This window comes from Pseudomonas sp. ZY71 (assembly GCF_036542145.1).
GTDB classification, from domain to species: domain Bacteria; phylum Pseudomonadota; class Gammaproteobacteria; order Pseudomonadales; family Pseudomonadaceae; genus Aquipseudomonas; species Aquipseudomonas koreensis_A.
Genome location: NZ_CP144274.1, coordinates 2,463,509 through 2,482,846 on the forward strand (window position 1 = coordinate 2,463,509; position 19,338 = coordinate 2,482,846).

Annotated in this window: 20 protein-coding genes and 1 pseudogene; 9 read left to right on the forward strand and 12 right to left on the reverse strand. The window is 53.8% G+C overall.

Going from position 1 to position 19,338, the window contains the following annotated elements; all coding sequences use genetic code 11:
- Window positions 1–7: 7 nt before the first annotated feature.
- Window positions 8–1,045 carry an NAD-dependent epimerase gene (locus VY732_RS10940; protein ID WP_034152563.1) on the reverse strand — a complete coding sequence of 346 codons (1,038 nt, stop codon included), beginning with the start codon at window positions 1,043–1,045 and terminating at the stop codon, window positions 8–10.
- The gene (locus VY732_RS10945) at window positions 1,042–2,394 is read right to left on the reverse strand and encodes a UDP-glucose dehydrogenase family protein (protein ID WP_116031352.1); all 1,353 of its coding nucleotides are present in this window, start codon (window positions 2,392–2,394) and stop codon (window positions 1,042–1,044) included. Before VY732_RS10945 ends, VY732_RS10940 begins: the two co-directional genes overlap by 4 nt.
- A 389-nt stretch (window positions 2,395–2,783) precedes the next feature.
- Between VY732_RS10945 and VY732_RS10950 the strand changes: the two genes are divergently transcribed.
- The 7 genes from VY732_RS10950 (at window position 2,784) to VY732_RS10980 (ending at window position 10,134) form a co-directional block, all read left to right on the forward strand.
- Entirely contained in the window at window positions 2,784–4,481 is a 1,698-nt protein-coding gene (locus tag VY732_RS10950; RefSeq protein WP_331695389.1) for a sulfatase-like hydrolase/transferase, read from the forward strand.
- Between the two features lie 174 nt (window positions 4,482–4,655).
- On the forward strand, window positions 4,656–5,309 hold the full coding sequence (locus tag VY732_RS10955) for an ABC transporter ATP-binding protein (protein ID WP_331695390.1): 654 nt from the start codon (window positions 4,656–4,658) through the stop codon (window positions 5,307–5,309).
- Window positions 5,306–7,777, forward strand: coding sequence for an ABC transporter permease (locus VY732_RS10960; RefSeq protein ID WP_331695391.1), 2,472 nt, complete (start codon window positions 5,306–5,308; stop codon window positions 7,775–7,777). Before VY732_RS10955 ends, VY732_RS10960 begins: the two co-directional genes overlap by 4 nt.
- A complete protein-coding gene (locus VY732_RS10965; RefSeq protein ID WP_331695392.1) occupies window positions 7,767–8,834 on the forward strand; it encodes a lipocalin-like domain-containing protein in 1,068 nt (355 codons plus the stop codon). The genes VY732_RS10960 and VY732_RS10965 overlap by 11 nt, the downstream gene beginning before the upstream one ends.
- Window positions 8,835–9,028: 194 nt before the next feature.
- The gene (locus tag VY732_RS10970) at window positions 9,029–9,271 is read left to right on the forward strand and encodes a hypothetical protein (RefSeq protein ID WP_116031342.1); all 243 of its coding nucleotides are present in this window, start codon (window positions 9,029–9,031) and stop codon (window positions 9,269–9,271) included.
- A 10-nt stretch (window positions 9,272–9,281) separates the two neighbouring features.
- Window positions 9,282–9,464 carry a hypothetical protein gene (locus tag VY732_RS10975; protein WP_077572118.1) on the forward strand — a complete coding sequence of 61 codons (183 nt, stop codon included), beginning with the start codon at window positions 9,282–9,284 and terminating at the stop codon, window positions 9,462–9,464.
- 85 nt (window positions 9,465–9,549) lie between these two features.
- Window positions 9,550–10,134, forward strand: coding sequence for a hypothetical protein (locus VY732_RS10980; protein WP_137217336.1), 585 nt, complete (start codon window positions 9,550–9,552; stop codon window positions 10,132–10,134).
- 354 nt (window positions 10,135–10,488) lie between these two features.
- Here VY732_RS10980 and VY732_RS10985 read toward each other — a convergent pair whose 3' ends face one another.
- The gene (locus VY732_RS10985; protein WP_077572120.1) at window positions 10,489–11,292 is read right to left on the reverse strand and encodes a glycosyltransferase family 2 protein; all 804 of its coding nucleotides are present in this window, start codon (window positions 11,290–11,292) and stop codon (window positions 10,489–10,491) included.
- 224 nt (window positions 11,293–11,516) lie between these two features.
- On the opposite strand from VY732_RS10985, the gene VY732_RS10990 reads away from it, so the two are divergent.
- Both VY732_RS10990 and VY732_RS10995 read left to right on the forward strand, forming a co-directional pair.
- On the forward strand, window positions 11,517–12,335 hold the full coding sequence (locus VY732_RS10990) for a VanW family protein (protein WP_331695393.1): 819 nt from the start codon (window positions 11,517–11,519) through the stop codon (window positions 12,333–12,335).
- Between the two features lie 51 nt (window positions 12,336–12,386).
- The gene (locus tag VY732_RS10995) at window positions 12,387–13,361 is read left to right on the forward strand and encodes a tetratricopeptide repeat protein (RefSeq protein WP_331695394.1); all 975 of its coding nucleotides are present in this window, start codon (window positions 12,387–12,389) and stop codon (window positions 13,359–13,361) included.
- Window positions 13,362–13,431: 70 nt separating this feature from the next.
- Here the strand turns inward: VY732_RS10995 and VY732_RS11000 are convergent, their stop codons facing one another.
- The 9 genes and pseudogenes from VY732_RS11000 to VY732_RS11040 all read right to left on the reverse strand — a co-directional run bounded on the left by VY732_RS11000 (window position 13,432) and on the right by VY732_RS11040 (window position 19,335).
- The gene (locus VY732_RS11000) at window positions 13,432–14,457 is read right to left on the reverse strand and encodes a hypothetical protein (RefSeq protein ID WP_331695395.1); all 1,026 of its coding nucleotides are present in this window, start codon (window positions 14,455–14,457) and stop codon (window positions 13,432–13,434) included.
- 124 nt (window positions 14,458–14,581) lie between these two features.
- Window positions 14,582–14,956, reverse strand: a complete 375-nt coding sequence (locus VY732_RS11005; protein WP_331695396.1) for an SMI1/KNR4 family protein — start codon at window positions 14,954–14,956, stop codon at window positions 14,582–14,584.
- A gap of 240 nt (window positions 14,957–15,196) precedes the next feature.
- The gene (locus tag VY732_RS11010; RefSeq protein WP_331695397.1) at window positions 15,197–15,508 is read right to left on the reverse strand and encodes a hypothetical protein; all 312 of its coding nucleotides are present in this window, start codon (window positions 15,506–15,508) and stop codon (window positions 15,197–15,199) included.
- A gap of 286 nt (window positions 15,509–15,794) precedes the next feature.
- The gene (locus VY732_RS11015) at window positions 15,795–16,232 is read right to left on the reverse strand and encodes an immunity 22 family protein (RefSeq protein ID WP_331695398.1); all 438 of its coding nucleotides are present in this window, start codon (window positions 16,230–16,232) and stop codon (window positions 15,795–15,797) included.
- A 250-nt stretch (window positions 16,233–16,482) separates the two neighbouring features.
- The gene (locus VY732_RS11020; RefSeq protein WP_331695399.1) at window positions 16,483–16,905 is read right to left on the reverse strand and encodes a HEAT repeat domain-containing protein; all 423 of its coding nucleotides are present in this window, start codon (window positions 16,903–16,905) and stop codon (window positions 16,483–16,485) included.
- A 156-nt stretch (window positions 16,906–17,061) separates the two neighbouring features.
- Complete coding sequence (locus VY732_RS11025) at window positions 17,062–17,463, reverse strand: hypothetical protein (protein WP_016983321.1); 402 nt, start codon at window positions 17,461–17,463, stop codon at window positions 17,062–17,064.
- A gap of 162 nt (window positions 17,464–17,625) precedes the next feature.
- Entirely contained in the window at window positions 17,626–18,057 is a 432-nt protein-coding gene (locus VY732_RS11030) for a hypothetical protein (protein ID WP_150752177.1), read from the reverse strand.
- Window positions 18,054–18,983: pseudogene (locus VY732_RS11035) on the reverse strand (RHS repeat-associated core domain-containing protein); the annotation flags it as partial. The pseudogene VY732_RS11035 and the gene VY732_RS11030, both read right to left, overlap by 4 nt.
- Before the next feature lie 64 nt (window positions 18,984–19,047).
- Window positions 19,048–19,335 (reverse strand): barstar family protein, encoded by a 288-nt coding sequence (locus tag VY732_RS11040; RefSeq protein ID WP_175554716.1) that lies wholly within the window; start codon window positions 19,333–19,335, stop codon window positions 19,048–19,050.
- Between the last annotated feature and the right edge of the window lie 3 nt (window positions 19,336–19,338).

Consider the following 19,338-nt stretch of genomic DNA (forward strand, 5'->3'; position numbering starts at 1 on the left):
CATGAATTCAGCCGCGAGCGGCGCGTGGGCGATAGGCAGTGGGGTAATAGTCGCGAAACCATGCGATGAAGCGACCAAGTCCTTCGTCCAGCTCTATGCGTGGCTGGAATCCGGTGGCCTGGACCAGATCGTCGGTCTCGGCACAAGTGTTGAGCACGTCGCCCGGTTGCAGCGGCAACAGCTCGACAATGGCTTTCTGGCCGAGGTGTTTTTCCATCAGGGCCAGATAGGTTTTCAGTTCCACCGGGTGCTGGCCGCCAATGTTGAACAGGCGCCACGGCGCCATGCTGGTGCTGGCGTCGGGGTGTTCGCGGTCCCACTCCGGTTGCGCATGCGGCGGTTGACCGGCAAGGCGGGCGATGCTTTCGACGATGTCGTCGATGTAGGTGAAATCGCGTTGATGCTCGCCGTAATTGAACAGTTTCAGCGGTGTGCCGTCGCTGATCGCCCGGGCGAACTGAATCGGCGACATGTCCGGCCGACCCCACGGGCCGTACACGGTGAAAAAACGCAAACCGGTGCTGGGAATGCCGAACAGGTGGCTGTAACTGTGCGCCATCAGTTCATTGGCCTTTTTCGTCGCGGCGTACAACGACAGCGGGTGATTGACGCCGTCCTTCACTGAGTAAGGCGTGTGCTGATTGGCGCCGTACACCGAGCTCGACGAGGCGTAAATCAGGTGTTCGACCGGGTGATGCCGGCAATTTTCCAGAATGTTGAGGAAGCCGCTGAGGTTGCTGTCCAGATACGCCCGTGGATTTTCCAGCGAGTAACGCACCCCGGCCTGCGCGGCGAGATGGATCACCACTTGCGGACGTTCGCGGACGAACAGCGCTTCGATGGCCGGGGCATCGGCCAGGTCAACCGTCGCGAGCTGGAAATCGCCGACCTGCTCGCGCACCCACTGCACACGGTCGTGCTTGAGTTGCGGGTCGTAGTAGGCGTTGAAATTGTCCAGACCTACCACTGAGTGTCCGTCGCGCATCAATCGCAACACGCAATGCGCACCAATGAAACCGGCCGCACCGGTGACCAGCACCTTCACGGCCGCAGTCCTTCAGGGGCAATGTGACGCAGACCGATGCCGCTGTAATGCAGGCCGGCGGCCGCCACTTGTTCCGGGTTGTAGAGGTTGCGGCCGTCGATGATCACCTTTGAGCGCAGTTTTTCGGCAAGCAGTTCGAAATCGACCACGCGGAAGTTTTTCCACTCGGTGCAGATCACCAAGGCGTCGGCATCTTCCAGGGTGTCGTCACGGGTGGCGCACAGGTGCAAGTCGTTACGGTAACCGTAAATGCGCCGGCACTCGGACATCGCTTCCGGGTCGTAGGCTTGCACGCTGGCGCCTTCAGCCCACAGGGCATCCATCAAATAACGGCTGGGGGCTTCGCGCATGTCGTCGGTGTTCGGTTTGAACGCCAGGCCCCAGACCGCAATGGATTTGCCGGCGAGCCCTTGCGGGAACTGTGCTTTGAGTTTGCTGAACAGGATGTGCCGCTGCAGGTCGTTGACGTCGGTGACGCTGCGCAGCAGTTTCAGCGGCATGCCGTTGTGTTCGGCGGTGTGCAGCAGGGCGCGCAGGTCTTTGGGAAAGCACGAGCCACCGAAGCCGCAGCCCGGATAGATGAAGTGGTAGCCGATGCGTGGATCAGAACCGATGCCTTTACGCACCGCTTCGATGTCGGCACCGAGCAGTTCGGTGAGGTTGGCCAATTCGTTCATGAAGCTGATGCGGGTGGCGAGCATCGCGTTGGCCGCGTACTTGGTCAGCTCGGCGCTGCGGTTGTCCATGAACATCAGTTTTTCGTGGTTGCGGCAGAAGGGTGCGTACAGCTCGCTCATCTGCTCGCGGGCTTCGTCGTCGCGGGTGCCGACAATGATCCGGTCGGGGCGCATGCAGTCGGCGAGGGCGCTGCCTTCCTTGAGGAATTCAGGGTTGGAGACCACGCGCACGGTCAGACCGGTTTTGTCGCGGCGTTGCAGTTCGCTGTTGGCGGTGGCGAGCACTTGATCGGCCGTGCCGACTGGCACCGTGGATTTGATGATCAGTGTGCGATTGGCTTCCATGTGCGAGGCGATTTGGCGGGCAACGCTGAGTACGTGGCTGAGGTCGGCGGAGCCATCCTCATCGGCCGGGGTGCCGACGGCGATGAAGATCAACTCGGCGTGTTCGACGGCATCACTGGCCTGGGTGCTGAACAGCAGACGGCCGGCCTTGATGTTTTCCTCAAGCGTGCTGGACAAACCTGGCTCGCTGATGGGCGGCACCGCTTGTTGCAGTTGTTTAATCTTGTTTGGATCAATATCCACGCATAAAACGCGATGACCGACATCTGCTAGTGCGGCGGCTTGTATTAATCCAACATAACCCGTGCCAAATACGCTCACGTCCATCTGCGCACCCTCGATAGAGCGAAAAGAAGAAGTTCGGAAGAAGACTGTAAAAGGGGTATAGCGCAGGGTTTGAAAAGCGTGTCAGCAAAATGACATGTTGCATCTGTATAACACTTAAGCATTTTTTGGCGATTGGCCATCAAGTCATTGCTGCGATTGAATTTGTTGCTTGCTTGCAGATTTGTTCAGATTCAAATTAAGCGATAAACGGTCGTAAGCCTTTAATTTAAAGGCTTCTGGCGTTCGTTGTGTGTCAGATTTGAGTCATCGGTTTTTTGACGCTTTTCACAAAAGGCAGTCAATTCTTGCGCTTTGAGGGCCGGGTGCTAGTGTCAGATTCTGAATGACAAACCTTTGACTCCTGGCCGTTTGGCAAGACCGGTATCGCCATGTTCAGATATGCGAAAGAATTGCTTTTAATTATTTATTTGTTGCTTTATGCCGAATATTACATTGACCGGTTAAATGCTATCGGTCTCGGTTTTCCTGTACTTCTTTTTGGCGCGATGTTTTTGGCGCTGACTTTAGCATTATATCTAACGGCGTATATAAGGCAGACTCTCATTCGCCACGTTTTCGCGTTGGCGATGTTTGCTTCGGCGGTGTTTTTCGATGTCTATACCCGCGTCACGGCGGATTACCTGAGCTACAGCAGTTTCGTCTCATTGGTCTACTCCGGCGGTTTCATTCAGGAAGCCGCGTATCAGTATCGCGATGCGATCCTGCACGGCGCCCTCAACGGTTTGCTGTTGCTGTTCGGCATCGGCCTGAAACCTCGCCACGGGTTGTCGATTCCCAACGCGTTGCGTGTGGCGGCGCCGCTGTGTGGCGTGCTGCTGCTCAGTGCGGTGCTGTTCTTGCGTGCGGGCGAGGGCGCGCGGGGTTTGCCGATCATGTACACGCCGCTGGCCTATCTGAACCTGTTTGCCTATGAAGCGCTGCACAACACCGTCGGCCCGCGCGAACCGGTGACTCTGGCGCGCACCTCGCAAGCGGTCGGCCATGACATCGTGCTGATCATCGACGAAAGCATCTCCGGCAATTACCTGGACATCAACGCGCCGTTCGGTGTGCACAGCAACCTCAAACAGGCGCGTCCCGGCGTCGACATCTTCAATTACGGCTACGCGGCGTCCATCGCCAATTGCAGCGCCGACACCAACGTGACCCTGCGCTACGGCGGCACCCGCGCCGACTACATGCGCATCAACAGCACGTTGCCCTCGATCTGGCAGTACGCCAAGAAGGCCGGACTGCGCACTGTCTACATCGATGCCCAGCGCACCGCCGGCAATCTGCAGAACCTGATGACCGACACCGAGAAGAAGGACATCGACCAGTTCGTGCAATTCGACCAGACCAGCGTGCGCGATCGCGACATGGCAGCAGCGGCGAAGCTCATCGAATTGCTCAACGATGACAAACCGGAGCTGGTGGTGATCAACAAGGTCGGCGCGCACTTCCCGGTGCATGACAAATACCCGGATGCGTTCATGGCCTACCGCCCGACCTTGCCGCGCGGGCAGTTCACCGAGGTGGCCGATACCGGCGAACGCAACGGTTTCAATGGCCAGCCGGATGACTGGGTGCTGTACCGCAATGCCTACAAGAACACCGTGTTGTGGAACGTCGGCGAGTTTTTCGCGCGAGTGTTCGCCGAGGCCAATCTGAACAATGCGCTGCTGATCTATACCTCTGATCATGGCCAGGATTTGCATGAGCGCGGTAATCCGGGTTTGAACACGCATTGCGGCGGCGACCCGGTGGAGGAGGAGGGCCTGGTGCCGCTGGTGGTGATTCAGGGCAGCGATCTGAAAACCCTGGACTGGTCAGCGCAATTGGCCGCGAACAAGGATCGCTCCAGCCACTACAACATCTTCCCGACGCTGTTGCAGTTGATGGGCTATGACTTGGCGGGAATCGAGGCGGTTTATGGCAAGCCACTGAGTGTCGCGACGGCGGATGAATTCACCTTCAACTACCGGTTCAATGCGCGGTTGGGGGCCAAGCCTGAGTGGAAGCACATTGATCTGGGCAGTATTGTCACGCCTTCGCAGGCGCCCACCAGTGTGGCGGCCGGGCAGTGAGCTTTGGGTTGGCCGGGTCGACGCTTTCGCGAGCAGGCTCGCTCCCACCTTTGTAATGCGATCAACCTGTGGGAGCGAGCTTGCTCGCGAAGGGGCCGGCCAATTCAACGCTGAGTTCAAGTCTGTCATCGCCATCCGCTATCCTTGCCCCACACTGACCGATCAGGTGGCGGCATGCTTCGTGTTGAAAACGTCTTCAAGAGCTATCTCACCCCACAAGGCCCATTGCCGGTGCTGCAAGGCATCGACCTGACGCTGGCATCCGGCAGCAGCCTGGCGTTGATGGGCGAATCCGGCAGTGGCAAAAGCACCTTGCTGCACCTGGTGGCCGGTCTCGACAAAGTCGACAGCGGCAGCATCCGCAGTGGCGAGCATCGATTGGAAGCGATGAACGAGGCGCAACTGGCGAATTGGCGGCGCACAGAAATCGGTCTGGTGTTCCAGCAGTTCAACCTGATCGGCAGTTTGCGCGTCGAAGACAATCTGGCCTTTCAGGCGCGACTGGCCGGGCGTCATGAGCCGCGTTGGCAGGCGCATCTGGTGCAGCGTCTGGGCCTCGGCGATTTGCTCAAGCGTTATCCCGAACAGCTTTCTGGTGGCCAGCAACAGCGGGTCGCGTTAGGCCGGGCCTTGGCCTCGCAGCCGAAATTGCTGCTGGCCGATGAGCCCACCGGTAGCCTCGATGAAGCCACCAGCGATGAAGTGCTGCGGCTGTTGCTGGAATTGCTCGATGACACGCCCACTACATTGTTGATGGTCACTCACAGTCAGCGGGTTGCGGCGCGATTGGCCCAGCGGGTGGTGTTGTCCAACGGACGGCTGACGTGATCGTCTTTGCGCAAACGCTACGTGCGCTGCTCAGCCATTGGCGGCGCCATCCGGTGCAGTTTTTCAGTGTGCTGACCGGATTGTGGCTAGCGACCAGTCTGTTAACCGGTGTCGAAGCGCTGAACAGTCAGGCGCGCGACAGCTACGCGCGGGCCAGCCAATTGATCGGGGGCGAACCGCAGGCCAGTCTCAGTACGCCGAACGGGGCGACTTTTGCGCAGCAATGGTTCGTTGATCTGCGCCGACAGGGCTGGCCGGTGTCGCCGCTGTTGCAGGGTCGGTTACTGCTCAAGGGCTTCGACAATCAGCGGCTGCAATTGATGGGCATCGAACCGGTGTCGCTGCCGGCCGATTCGGCGGTGGCCGGGCAGGCGTTGCCGATTGAGCGTGTGGTCGAGTTTTTCACGCCGCCGGGCAGCACTTGGATTTCACCGGAAACCTTGCAGGCGCTGGATCTGCGTGAAGGCGACACACCGCAAACAGTTAATGGACTGCGATTGCCACCGCTGCTCGCGCAAAAGGACATGGCGCCCGGCGTATTGCTGGTGGACATCGGCGTCGCGCAAACCCTGCTGGAACAACCCGGACAATTGTCGCGGCTATTGCTGCCCAAGGATTTCCACGCCGAGTTGCCTGCCGTGTTCAAGGGTCAATTGCAGCTCAAAAGCAGCGGCGAGGAAAACAATCTGGCGCGGTTGACCGAGAGTTTCCACCTCAATCTCGATGCCTTGGGTTTTTTGTCATTCGTGGTTGGCTTGTTCATCGTCCACGCCGCGATTGGCCTGGCTCTTGAGCAACGGCGCGGTCTGCTGCGTACGCTGCGCGCGTGCGGGGTCAGCGCGCGGATGTTGATCTTTTGCCTGATCGTTGAGCTGGGTGTGCTGGCGCTGATCGGCGGGCTATTCGGCGTGATCAGCGGTTATTGGCTGGCGAGTGTCTTGCTGCCGGATGTCGCCGCCAGTCTGCGCGGTTTGTATGGCGCGGAAGTGGCGGGACAGTTGCGCCTCAGTCCTTGGTGGTGGTTCAGCGGCATCGGTTTGAGCCTGCTCGGCGCCTTGCTCGCCGGGTCCAACAGTCTGTTGCGCGCCGCCCGTTTGCCGTTGTTGGCTGTGGCGGATCCGCAAGCGTGGCATCAGCAATATGCTCGGTGGTTGCGTCGCCAAGCTTGGCTGGCAGCGGTGTTGGGCTTGATTGCCTTGGCGGCATTGATCGGCGGCGACAGTCTGGCCAGCGGTTTTGTCTTGATGGCCGGACTGCTGATTGGCGCCGCATTGGCGCTGCCGGTGTTGCTCAGCGCGCTGTTGAATCAGTTGCTCGGGCGCAGTCGCTCGGTGCTCGGTCAATGGTTTCTCGCCGATTGCCGTCAGCAATTGCCGGCACTCAGTCTGGCGTTGATGGCGTTGCTCCTCGCGCTCGCCGCCAACATCGGTGCCGGCAGCATGACCGCCGGTTTTCGCCAGACCTTCGATGACTGGCTCGAACAACGCCTGAGCGCCGAGCTGTATATCAATCCGAGCAATCCGGCCCAGTCGCGGGAAATGTACAGCTGGCTCAAGCAGCAGCCGAACGTCTCGGCGATTCTGCCCAACTGGCAGGTCGCGGTCACATTGCAGGGCTGGCCGGCGGAAGTGTTCGGCATTATCGATCACGCGCACTATCGCCAGCACTGGCCGTTGCTCGATTCGATGGGCGGCGATCCGTGGGCGCATCTGGCGTCCGATGATGCGGTGATGCTCAGTGAACAACTCGCCCGGCGCCTGAAACTGCACGCGGGCGAACACCTGGCGATTCCGACGCCAAACGGCACATGGTCGCCACGCATCGTTGGCATCTACGCCGACTACGGCAATCCCAAGGGGCACTTGCTGGTCAACATCCACCACCTGCTGCGCGGCTGGCCACAACTGACGCCGAACCGTTTCAATCTGCGCATCGAGCCGCAGAATATCCCGGGACTTTTAGCTGCTTTGCAGGCGCGCTTTCAACTCGATGACAGTCGCATCGTCGATCAGGCGCGGCTCAAGGGCTGGTCGGTGCAGGTCTTCGAACGAACCTTTGCGGCGACGGCGGCGTTGAACAGTCTGACCCTGGCGGTGGCGGGCGTGGCGCTGTTCATCAGTCTGCTGACGCAAAGCCAAAGTCGCCTCGGTCAACTCGCACCGCTGTGGGCGCTGGGCGTAACGCGGCGGCAATTGATGCTGCTAAATCTCGGGCAGACCTGGCTGCTGGCGGTACTGACGCTGGTGTTGGCATTGCCACTGGGGATCGCGTTGGCGTGGTGTCTGGACGCGGTGATCAATGTGCAGGCGTTTGGCTGGCGGCTGCCGTTGCGGGTGTTTCCGTGGCAATTGCTGCAGTTGATGGGGTTGGCATTGTTGGCGACGTTACTGGCTTCGGCATGGCCGCTGTACTCGCTGTACCGCACGCAACCGGCGGACCTGCTGAGGACGTTCGCCCATGAGGATTAACTTCGTTGTGCTCATGGTTTTGTTGCTGCTCGGTGGTTGCGATCAATCGGCTCCGGAGCAAAAAGGCTTCGCCGGGATGGGCGATCAGGCGTTGGCGTTTACGCCGGTAGTGCCGGGGCGGGTGTTCAGTTTTCCCGCAGATCACGGGGCGCATGACGGTTTTCGCATCGAGTGGTGGTACGTCACCGCCAATCTCAAGGATCAGCAGGGCAATGAATTCGGCGTGCAGTGGACGTTGTTTCGCAGTGCGCTGAAACCGCTGGCGGAGCAGGCCGGTTGGACTGATCAGACGATCTGGCTGGGGCATGCGGCGGTAACTTCGAGCACGGTGCATCACGCCGCCGAACGTTACGCCCGAGGCGGGGTGGGGCAGGCGGGTGTGCAACTGGCGCCGTTCGAGGCGTGGATCGATGATTGGCGGTTCGCCAGTCAGGCGCAGGATCCGTTGAGCGACCTGCAACTCAGCGCTCGCGACAAGGATTTCGCCTATCAACTGCACCTCACCTCGAGTCGTCCGTTGGTGCTGCAGGGCGACAAGGGTTTCAGTCAGAAATCCGAAGAAGGTCAGGCGTCGTATTACTACAGCCAGCCGTTTTTTCAGGCCAGCGGCACGTTGCAGATTGACGGCCAGACCTACACCGTCAGCGGCCCGGCGTGGCTTGATCGCGAATGGAGCAGCCAGCCGCTGACCGCCAATCAAACCGGTTGGGACTGGTTTTCCCTGCATCTGGACAGCGGCGAACACGTGATGCTGTACCGCATGCGCCAGAAGGACGGCGCGCCGTATCTCACCGGCACGTGGATCGCCGCCGATGGCCAGACGCAAACCCTGCGCCGTTCGCAGATTCAGCTCACTCCGCAGGACACCGCCAAAGTCGCCGGTCGGGCGATGCCGGTGAAATGGTCGATCAGCATCCCCGACAAACACCTCGACATCACCCTCGACGCGCTCAACCCCAATGCCTGGATGAACCTGCGCATCCCTTACTGGGAAGGTCCGGTACGCATCAGCGGCAGCCATCCCGGCCGGGGCTATCTGGAAATGACCGGGTACTGACAGCACCTCGTAAAAACTGCGAGTTGTAACGGGCGCAGAATCCGGATCTGACCGAGATCAAAATGTGGGAGCGAGCCTGCTCGCGAAAGCGCCCGCCCACACACCACAGAGAAATTGGCCGGAACTCCGCTACTTCTCAACCCCTCTACCAAATATCTCTCACACCTTTGCGAAACGCCGTCGAGGATTTCCCCATGAGCGACGACCTGCAACCCCCAGACATGACCACCTGGCAGCGCCTGTTCGACGACCAGACCTACTGGCAGCAATCCCCCGACGCGCACTATTTCGACCTGCAACGCATCGCCGACGACCTGCTCGGCCAAGGCGCCATCGACCTTGAGCAATGGCAGATCCTGCGCGCCAAAGCCGACGACCTGCACAAGGATTCACCCGCGATCAACGTCACCCGTGAACTCGACGACCCCGAAGCTTGAGGACCACTCCATGAAACCGATCACCCAAGGCGAACACCCCGACGAACCCCGTCCACCGGGCGAAACCGAACGCGACAACGACGCCCTGCGCCCCACCGATCCCAAACAACGTCAAAATAGCGGGAAGGGCACGCCCAGTGGCGAATCAACCGCGCAGGACACCGCAAAACAACAAACACCAGCCAAGCCCTGAACAGCGTCTATGCTCAGTGGCACGTCCGCCGCTGAAGCCACTTCGGTGCCGGGCGCTGCCATTCATCACAGGGAAAGTATTGATTATGAAGCTCGACGCACTGGCCAAGGCCATCACTCTCGCAACCGTACTGTCCGCCACCAGCTTCGGCGCTCTGGCTGCCGATATTCCGCTGTCTGCCACTGTTGAAGCCGATCAGGTCACCACCAAAGTGATCTCCGTCGACGCCGCCAACCATCAGGTTGTGCTCGAAGGCGCCGAAGGCAAGCCGGTTCATGTTCAGCTCACTGATAAGGCGAAAAACCTCGCCAATCTCAAGGCCGGCGATCAGGTCAACATCCAGGTACAGCGTTCCGTAGCTGCTTACCTGGACACCGATGTGGATAAAGGTCTGCCTGGCACCACCGAACGTACCGGTGAGTTGCGTAAGGCTCCGGGCAGCGATAACCCCGGTGGCGAAGCGTACCGTCAGGTTCAGGTGCAACTGAAAATCACCAAAATTGATTTGAAGACAAATCAGGTGACCCTGCAAAACCCGGCGGGCGTATCGAAAGTTCTCGACGTGAAAAAGCCTGAAATCCAAGCCAAACTGAAAGATCTGAAAGAAGGGCAGAGCGTTATTGTCACTTACACCGATATCTTGAAAGTGACTAGTCAACACGAAAGTTGAGTATTAGCTCTACAGAGTGACTGCTCTTGTACAGTTTTTGTATGAGAGTAGTCATACTATTAGTTATCTTTGGTGTTATTGAAAGTTTCGCGAAAGAATTCGTCGATAAATATCTATTAACTTTTTCGTACATAATTTTTACATTCAAGAATGAGGACATAAGCGCCAACTTCTATTAAAATCCTACCCGTTCGCCCAGTGTCAGGGCTCTTTACCGGTGCATGGATTGCCAGGCCATTACACTGGGCGAACACCTCTTCGGAGTAGATGTATACAATTTCTGCAAACAAAAAGGGCGACTTTATAGTCGCCCTTTTTGTTTGTCGGAAATTAAACCGAGGTGTTCGCTGCAGGCTAGCCTTGCTGCCCTTGAAAGCGCTTCAGCGTGGCCTGATACATTTTTGTCCTGCGGTGATTTTCCCCGTAGGTGCCTGCAGCCGCGACGGTTCCTGACTGAATGTGATCCAGATAGCTGAAAATCTTGCGCGGCGACAGAAACTTGATGCCATAGCCCAGACTGCTCATGCGGTCTTGCAGCGCATAACCGGGCACCTGCTCATCCATGCAGAAGTGCAAGCCCTGGGACTTCATCAAACGCGCATTCCACAATGTGCAGAAACTTTTCAGATGAGTTTCCTTGTAGGGTCTTGGCATTTTCGAGCGCAGGCCCAGACGCACTTTCGCTTTACGAACATAGTGCTTGCAGAAACGCGAAGTTAAACGCCAGGTGTCACGCACAATCCCGCGATTGAGTTGTTCGACACAACCGACTGCAGCCATATCCGGGGTTTTCGTGCATTCACGCATCATCATCGCAAACACTTCTTTGTCGTAGACAAAGGTGTCGGTGTGCAACAGAAATAGATAGTCGGTCTCGACTTTTTCCAGTGCCAGATCCAGTGCTTTACCGTGCGCAATATGCCCGGCTTCCTTGCCCGGCGAAGGCCGTTCGATCAAGTTGATCCAGTCGAGCGTGCGCAAGTAATCGAGACTCGCATCCGCCGAATCGTTATCCACCACCCACACCGGAATGCGCTGCTCCTGGACGTGCTCACGCAAAAGCTCGAGGCACATTCGGGTGATGTCCGGGGTTTTGTAATTTACCAAGACAAGGCTGAAATTCGACGCTGGCTGGGCTGGTAAATCAAACGCTTTCATGTCGGAAGGACTCATCTGCGATTCAAGGACAACAGGGTTTCGTGGCCGCGATCGTAGCGAGGCAACCTTAGTCGAACCTTAATTTACGGATGTGACGGTAGATGTATGCCGAAGAGAGACGACTGATCTTATGAAATGCATGGGGTGCTGCCGGTCATTACCGGATAAAATACGCGCCCCTCTCACGGTTCAAGGAAGAAACGGCGCACGCCGTTGTGTCACGGATGAAACCACTCTCCCTCTACCACCCGGCCTTGTACTGGCTGCGCGTGTGGCAAAAAAGACTGTTCCGCCAAATTGCCTGGCACTGTTCCAGCAAACGCTACGCACGCCCCGTCGCCGCAGCCGAACGCCTGCCATTTCGCTACCTCAAACACACCTCGAAACTCATCCGCAAACTCGGCGACTCCGACCTCGCCCTGCAACACAACAAAGTCATCAACCTCAAACTCGCCGTCGCCGCCATCGACAGCGTCATCATCGCCCCCGGCGAACACTTCTCCTTCTGCCGCCTCGTCGGCCGCCCGACTGTGAAGCGCGGCTACGTTGAAGGCATGGAACTGTCGTTCGGCGAGGCACGACGCGGGGTAGGCGGTGGCATCTGCCAACTGAGCAACCTGATTCACTGGATGGCCATTCATTCACCGCTGGTGGTAGTCGAACGCTCCAACCACAGCTTCGACCCGTTTCCAGATGAAGGGCGGGTGCTGCCGTTTGGATCCGGGGCGGCGATTTTCTATAACTACGTTGATCTGGTGCTGCACAACCCGACGGATCGGCACTTTCAACTGAAGTTGAACGTCGGCGAGACACAACTCGAAGGGGAGTTGCTGTGTGATCGGGTGAGGGAATATCGCTATCACGTGTTTCAAGAGGCGCACCGGTTTGTGCGGGAGGGGGCGCGGGTGTATCGGGAGAATGAGATCTGGCGGGAGGTGCGGGAGAAGGGGCAGGTTGGGGAATTGGTGGAGCGGGTGAGGTTGTATCGGAATCGGGTGGTGGTTAAGTACGAGGTGGACGAGCGGATGTTCGAAGCGAGCTAGTATTTTGCGCAAGATTTTCGTTGGAATTTTTAAGCCACAAGGAAGTAACAAATGATCAAGCGTTTCAAAACTGTCGGTACGGCGGGCACGGCACTTTTTTCACTGTTCATCACCTGTAATACGTGGGCACAAGCGCCGCGTGATTACTACGACGGTATGAAGGCAGGGAAGTGCGCGCCAAATTCTGAGCGGCTGCATGAACAAGCGGTCGCAGGTGATCTCGACGCGCAGACGCAGTTTGGCAAAGCCATTCAGGAGAACCTCTGCGGGGTGGTTGAGCAGTGGTCACCGGGCATGCCGGAAGCGTGGTTTCGCAAAGCTGCAGAGCAAGGTAATGCTGAAGCGCAAGTCGGATTGGCTGAGGAACTTCGTTGGGATCGAAGCGTTGAGGGTGAAGACGCAAGTGTTTACTGGGATCTGAAAGCTGCGGAGCAAGGTAATGCCAAGGCCCAGTTCAGTTTGGCGCAGATCTACCATCGCGGTGGCCGATCGATCAAAAATCTCAAGGACATGGACAAAGCATTAGCGTACTACCACCAATCCGCCGAAGGTGGATATCCCTCAGCCTACATGCTGCTGGCAAGCCTTTATGAGAAAGGGGACGGAGTTACACAGGATGATGTTGTTGCCGCTCAGTGGTATCGCAAACTGGCTGAAACCGGTGACGATTACGGACAGCAGAACCTCGCGGAGATGATTGCCGCAGGACGTGGTGTGGACAAGGATGAAGCTCTGGCATTTTCCTGGTTTGGCAAGTCGGCTGCGCTCGGCAATAAGTACGCGCAGTATGAAATGGCGCAAATGCTTGAACAGGGGCGAGGCACTGTAAAAAACCAACGTGAAGCAGCCAAGCTTTACCGCAAGTCTGCGGATGCCGATTTTGGCAACGCGCAGTTGGCGCTTGGGAAAATGTACGCACAAGGACGTGGCGGCTTGCCAAAAAGCAAATCCAAGGCTGAGTACTGGATGCTCAAAGCAATTGATCGCGGTGCTCCGGGAGCTAAAGAAGAGCTGAAAAAGCTTTAATGTGCAAAGGAAGGGTATCTTGATTTGAAAGAGGGCGATCATGGGATCGCCCTTTTTTTATTTGGATAAATCAGACTTCTTGTCGCCAAGCAGAGAGTGTGATCACCGTGCCTTCATCTTTTCTATTACTGATTTCAATCTTGTAGGTGCCGCCACCAATATAGCCTTCAACGAGTGCCTTTCTCTGGTTGCCGCTGATTTCGGCATCCTTCGCATGCTGCTGATAGAAGTCGATGACGTCCGCGTACTCTGTAAAAGTCCGGAGAATGACTTCGAACTCATGTTGTGGACGGCCGGCTATTTTGTCCCAGTCACCTTCAATCGGCGTGCCCTCCATCCCCGGTGTCGTGAAAACACCGTGTGCGCCAGCACCGATCAGGTGAGCCCGCTGCGGAAGCATCGCCAGCATGGCTTTGGGAAAGTCGGAAGGTAACTGTGCCGCTGTCCACGCTCCCTGTTCCGGTTTGGTTGCAGCGTATTCAACGCTGGCAATTTTCTGCGCGGCGGCTCGGCGTTCCGGATCATCACTTTCCTCCCATATCGCCATCATGGGAGGCAGTTGCTTGCTCCAGCCAATCAAAGATTCGGCATCAGCTTGTTTAGCGCCTTGCGGTTGGAAAATGGTCAGCACGGTTTGCGGGGCATCGTTACAGGTCAAAGCCTCCTCACGCGACTTGACCGTGCAGTGGCCATTGACCAGCCCGACAGCGACCAACTGGCCCTTGTCGTTAAGCAACAATGCGCCGCGCTCAAACCCATTGTTGCCATCATCCATGGCAGTAATCATTTTGCTGCCGGCAGGCACACCGTCCGCAAACATCGACATTTCCGAATCAAGCGCTTCCAGAACTTGCTGCACAATCATTGTGTTGTCGTTGGTGTAGCTACCGGTCTGATAGCCAAAAAAATCGACCAGTGCTGAGCGCACCGCTGGATCCTGGTTGAGCTTTGGCGCGCGTTCTGCGGCGGGTTCGTTTGAAAGTAACAGGGCAGTGGTGCCGTCGGGGCGTTGTTCGGAGCGAAGGGACAGTGCAGTCGCATTAAGGGAGAAGGTGAGGGCGAGGAGGATGGAAAATGGGCGATTCAGGCGTTTCAAGGGTACAGTCCTTTGATTGTTCAGTCCGGGGGAGTAGAGGTTAAACAACGAGATTGCTCAGGGGCTGCCTGCGGTTCTCTCGTTTTTTCTAAAGCAAATACCAGGCTTGTCGGGATTAAAGTTTTTAATCCTCATTGAGCCACTCGGCATTTTGCACCATGGCTTCTTCTAGCCACTTATCAAAGCTAGCGTAGGTGGCGTGAAGTTCCCAGCCCTCTGACGCATAAGCATGAATTATCAACACATGGGGCTGCCCAGGAAAATCATCTCCATCAAAACACGCGATGTCATCATTCGCGTTGAATTTGGCAAATGGGATCAATGTGCGTTTTGGATAAAGCTGTTTGAGTATTTTGTACCAGTTGTTGATTGTACCTTCGTTGTATACCAGCAGCCACCAAGGCTCGATGTCTGTTTCTGGTTCAATGGATGCAAAATGCAGGAAGTTTGTAGGGTATGGGTAGGCCGGTAGACCTTCGATGTTAAGATGGATTTGCATAAGTAATTAATCAGGAGAAAACCACGTTTAGAACGCGGAAAGATTGATGGCCGTTCGGGGTAGACCACCGTCAGACAAAATAAATCTGTCCCCTTTTTTGTCTGGTCTGTCCGCCATTTACGCATTGGTAGGCGTTGGCAGATTTCACGTAGACACGATTGTTTTCCTGTACTTGGATTACACCATCACTTCGATGCCAGTTGAGCCCTGCCTGCTGGTGTAATACCGAACTCGAGTTGGTCAAAATATTATTGTATCTACGTTGCCAATGTGTGCTGTTAATTTTTCACGGAAATCCGTCTCGCTGGTGAAGTTAGTGTTGTCAATCATGTTAAGGAACCAAGTCGCGTCTAAAGCTGTAAATATTTCAAGCCATTCTGGTCTTTTAGCTTTCGATTCAGGCATGTCGTTCGCGGCAAAGCCGTGGCCTTTGCCTTCGGATAAGTAAAAATAGTTATCTGCGAAGGAGTAGCCTATAACCTTTGGCCAGTTTGAGCTATGCGGGAGGTTTGGCTCCATATCCTTACTAGCAATCACATGAAAAGTTCTCATTTTTTTTCGGAAGTACGTCGAGTTTGTCGAAGTTTACTTTTTGCCCATCTAGATGGAGTTGTTGTGCTCCGCCATCGCCATATTTTCCAGATTACCTTCAGAAAAAGAAAACGTGGTTTGTCCCTCGTTACGGTGCAATTACCCATATAGGAAGGATGTCGTCGGGTGCTTGTCTTTGACATCGACGAGGCTAGTCACGAGCATTTAAGGTTGACGGGTAAAGGTCATCCGATGGGCACTTAGGAAAGTAAAAATTTCAATCTTTATCGGTTGCGTCTCATGTGTCCTAATCTTGATATTCAAACTGACCTCGATATGTAAATTCGATGCCTCGTAATATGGAGGCTGTGGTTTTTCCTTTATAAGCACAATTATAAATTGCAATAACAGTGTTTATTTTTTCAGGTGAGATAGAGAGGTTTTTCTTTTTTATTTCAGCGATGATGTCGGAGTCATAAGAAAAATCCTCGATTGCTTTTTCCAAATTTTTAGTTGGCTCTACGATATCAGATTCAATAAAGTCGTCGTTAATAAAGCCCAGAGAAAATGCATTGCTGAACTCTGATCCTAGAGATTCTCCATCGTCAGAATAGGCAGGCGTCACTATTTCCCGAAGAGTGGATTGCTGCCAGTCGGCGTTTGCAGTCCAAATTGATACTGTTTTTTTATTACTCATCTTTTTCTCCTCAATTTTTAAGGCCGGATGGGAGAGAGTCAACTCCACCTTCTAACCTCCGACCCGCCCACTCATTGAGGCCCTGTCGGAACTCGCCGTAATCTTTCGAATTGTCAATTATTTTAAGTATTTCATTATGTGCTTTTGTGGACCCTTTGCCCCCATGATGACCAGTAGGGTTCACAAATTTCACTTCAGCAATCGCGGTCCGTAGCTCATAGATCTGCTCAGCAGAAAAGGGGACAGATTTATTTTCAGTTTGTAGAAAATAAATCTGTCCCCTTTTTTGTCGTCTTTATTAGGAACCTTGGTTTTGTGATTTTTTTAGTAGGTTTTTGAGTTCAGGGTAAGAATCAATTTCTTCATCGGGTAGATTGTCTATGATTCGCTGAATTTTATTAGAGTGTTTTTCATCAATAACTGCTTCAGTCCAATCAGGTTCGGAAGCTGCGGCGATTGCTACCTCGGAGAACGTAGAGTCAAGAAGTTTTTTTAAAAGCTCTATCGCTTCGGGCGATCGCAACTCTCCCAGAGCAGCAGCGCTTCTTTCTTGCCAGTATTCCTCTTTTAAAAGAATTGATTCATTAAGTTGTTGCCAGTCCATGGCGTTAAATTTTCCTAAAACTCCATGAGCTACCTGTTCAGTAATGTACTCATTCCAATTTGAGTCTTCATTCGGTCCAAGCCAGTAGTTATATTTTTCGTAAATCTTGCTGTTCATGTTGTTCAGGGACGGATCACGTTAAATAGCGAGAAAGAGGAGAGTTCCCAAGTGGCAGATTATGGATGTAAAAAACTGTGATCTGCCCCGTTTAAAATAAGGAGTTGTGGTCTGTCCCCGTTTTATTTATTTAAATTACCTGGAGTCGATTTGTTTTTATTGAGTGCTATCGCTGGTATGAACGCAATCATGATCATCCATATAGATTAGCACTTTGAAGTTGTCGTCGACTATCCAGAATGGGAATCCAGTCGTTTCGGAAAATAACGTTTTAAGATCTGCAGAGTTTGCTAGTTTCCAAGCGTGAATCTTACTGTCTTGAACTATTAGTAAGGGGTTTTCAAAATTTTCGAGAGTGTCTACTTTTTTCCAGAAGTCTGGGTTGTGTTTTTTCTGGGGGTTCTTCAAGTAGAAAGGGTCGAGGCTCTTTGTCTCAGAAGAAAAAAATGATCTCGTTAGCTTGGCGATCAATTTGGCTAGTTCATTGTTGCGTACTTTCTCATGCGCTAAGTTCTGCTCTGCTAATGCCGAGTCGATTTCTTTTTCTAGGCAGTTCATTGAGGATTTCCAGTTCTCGCGCGTTAGACAGGCAAAGATTCCAATAATACAGAAAAAAGGGGCGGATTTATTTTCAGCTTGTAGAAAATGAATCTCTCCCCTTTTCTGTTTTTTTGTCATTGCAATTGTAGTTTTTCTCCTTTGAGTTGTAGATTTGATTTTCTAAATTTTCTGAACTGGATACGTGTCGCCCGTGATTGTAATTGATCTTCCATCTGATTTTATGTCTTCGATGCTGTTAATAACCACCTTAAGCTCTCTTGAGTTGGGGAATAAGAAGTAAAAAAGCTCGAAGTAAAGATAATCTTTTATAAGGCTGGCAGCCAAATTGTGATGGTCGTTTAAAATTTCATTAAAGGTTGGATAACCTATTTTTTTTAGTTCGGGAATGTCAGCGTAGCCTTGCTCAGAGTCATCAATTTTGCATTCGGCAATAAATGAGTTTGCATGGTTGATGAAGTTTTCCGGGAACTCATCGTTGTTTATCGTCATTTCGTATTTTTTTGTTTCGAGAATTGATTTCTCACCGAAGCCAAGGCTCCTGTAAGTGACCGTGTTTAGATTGACTTCTGTGCCGGCTGATTTAAATATCATGGAAGTTCTCCAGGTGGTATTAGCGTGATCGTACCATCCTCTTTAAGCGTTATTGAACCTGATGGTCTATAAGCTTCACCTGCTTTCTGATCCTGCTCAGAACGTTTACCTGAGCGTTGGAAAAATTCTTCTGGAGATTTTATTTCTTCAATGGATGCAGTTTTGTTACCCGGCGCGATTTTAGTTTCTTCGAGCGACAAAAAGCCTTCCTTTCCCTCAAATGATTTTTTAAGGTCCTTAAGTATTTTGCCGGCTTTATTTGCATTGACATCTCCGAATCCAACATCCAAGTCGCTACCGGGGTGACTGTCCCCCCTTACTCGACTTCCGCCGATGACAACGGACGTTCCTTTTTTATACGATTGTTCAAGGATCATTTGAGCCTGCTCCTTAGGCAGTCCAGGCAAATGTTCTTGTAGGAAAGCGGCTTGTTCCTCTGGCCCAGAGGTTTTTATGACCGTTTTCTTTGGGTATTTATTAAATACTGAATTTTCAGTCCATTTGGGAGGTTCGGCATCAGGACATTGTCCTGGCGTACAATTTAAACCTAGCGGATCTACCCAGCCCGTTGGATTCGGCACGTATTGGTAACCGTTCAATCCACCGACTAGCTTTATCGGATCCGGCGTCAAAAACCGTCCAGTCCCCGGATTGTAGTAGCGGTGGCGGTTGTAATGTAATCCTGATTCGGTATCGAAATACTGACCCTGGAAGCGCAATGGGTTATCGATCTCGCTGACGTCCAGCGCTGCCAGGTTACCGTAGGCTCGGTACTTCGCCGACCACATGATTTCACCGCTGTAGTCGGTGAGCTCCTGCGGTGTGCCGAGTTGGTCGAGTTGGTAATAGAACGGCGTGGCTTTACGTGGGCCATCGAGCATCGCCAATGGGCGGAAACTGCCAGGTTCGTAGATGTAGCTGCGGTGTTATTCAGGGACAGACCACCTTCAGACAAAATAAAACGTGGTCTGCTCCCCGTTTACAGCTTTACTATTTCAGTTGGTAACTAAATTTCTCATCCAGTCCAAAGTTTTCATCTTGAGTTTTGACTCGATCAAGAATAATTAATATTTTTCTATATGAGTCGCCCATTAGTTCTTCTGAATGTTTTGAGTTTGTCCAAATTAATTCAATTGGGCGCTCTACATCGGTGCTGAGTAGATCCCAAAGCGCATTAAGATTATTTCCATAGTATTGAGTAACAGAAAAAGCAGACGCTATCCGCTTATGGAATTCTTGCTCAGATGAGATGGACAATCCATCAAGCTCAACTATCATTTT

Coding starts and splice junctions, on each gene's coding strand:
- VY732_RS10990 (WP_331695393.1), top strand. CDS start 11,517: ATGAAACCACTCTCCCTCTACCACCCGGCCTTGTACTGGCTGCGCGTG.
- VY732_RS11005 (WP_331695396.1), bottom strand. CDS start 14,956: ATGCAAATCCATCTTAACATCGAAGGTCTACCGGCCTACCCATACCCT.
- VY732_RS11030 (WP_150752177.1), bottom strand. CDS start 18,057: ATGATATTTAAATCAGCCGGCACAGAAGTCAATCTAAACACGGTCACT.
- VY732_RS10970 (WP_116031342.1), top strand. CDS start 9,029: ATGAGCGACGACCTGCAACCCCCAGACATGACCACCTGGCAGCGCCTG.
- VY732_RS10955 (WP_331695390.1), top strand. CDS start 4,656: ATGCTTCGTGTTGAAAACGTCTTCAAGAGCTATCTCACCCCACAAGGC.
- VY732_RS10950 (WP_331695389.1), top strand. CDS start 2,784: ATGTTCAGATATGCGAAAGAATTGCTTTTAATTATTTATTTGTTGCTT.
- VY732_RS10985 (WP_077572120.1), bottom strand. CDS start 11,292: ATGAAAGCGTTTGATTTACCAGCCCAGCCAGCGTCGAATTTCAGCCTT.
- VY732_RS10965 (WP_331695392.1), top strand. CDS start 7,767: ATGAGGATTAACTTCGTTGTGCTCATGGTTTTGTTGCTGCTCGGTGGT.
- VY732_RS11020 (WP_331695399.1), bottom strand. CDS start 16,905: ATGAACAGCAAGATTTACGAAAAATATAACTACTGGCTTGGACCGAAT.
- VY732_RS10980 (WP_137217336.1), top strand. CDS start 9,550: ATGAAGCTCGACGCACTGGCCAAGGCCATCACTCTCGCAACCGTACTG.
- VY732_RS10975 (WP_077572118.1), top strand. CDS start 9,282: ATGAAACCGATCACCCAAGGCGAACACCCCGACGAACCCCGTCCACCG.
- VY732_RS11040 (WP_175554716.1), bottom strand. CDS start 19,335: ATGATAGTTGAGCTTGATGGATTGTCCATCTCATCTGAGCAAGAATTC.
- VY732_RS10945 (WP_116031352.1), bottom strand. CDS start 2,394: ATGGACGTGAGCGTATTTGGCACGGGTTATGTTGGATTAATACAAGCC.
- VY732_RS11025 (WP_016983321.1), bottom strand. CDS start 17,463: ATGAACTGCCTAGAAAAAGAAATCGACTCGGCATTAGCAGAGCAGAAC.
- VY732_RS11010 (WP_331695397.1), bottom strand. CDS start 15,508: ATGAGAACTTTTCATGTGATTGCTAGTAAGGATATGGAGCCAAACCTC.
- VY732_RS10995 (WP_331695394.1), top strand. CDS start 12,387: ATGATCAAGCGTTTCAAAACTGTCGGTACGGCGGGCACGGCACTTTTT.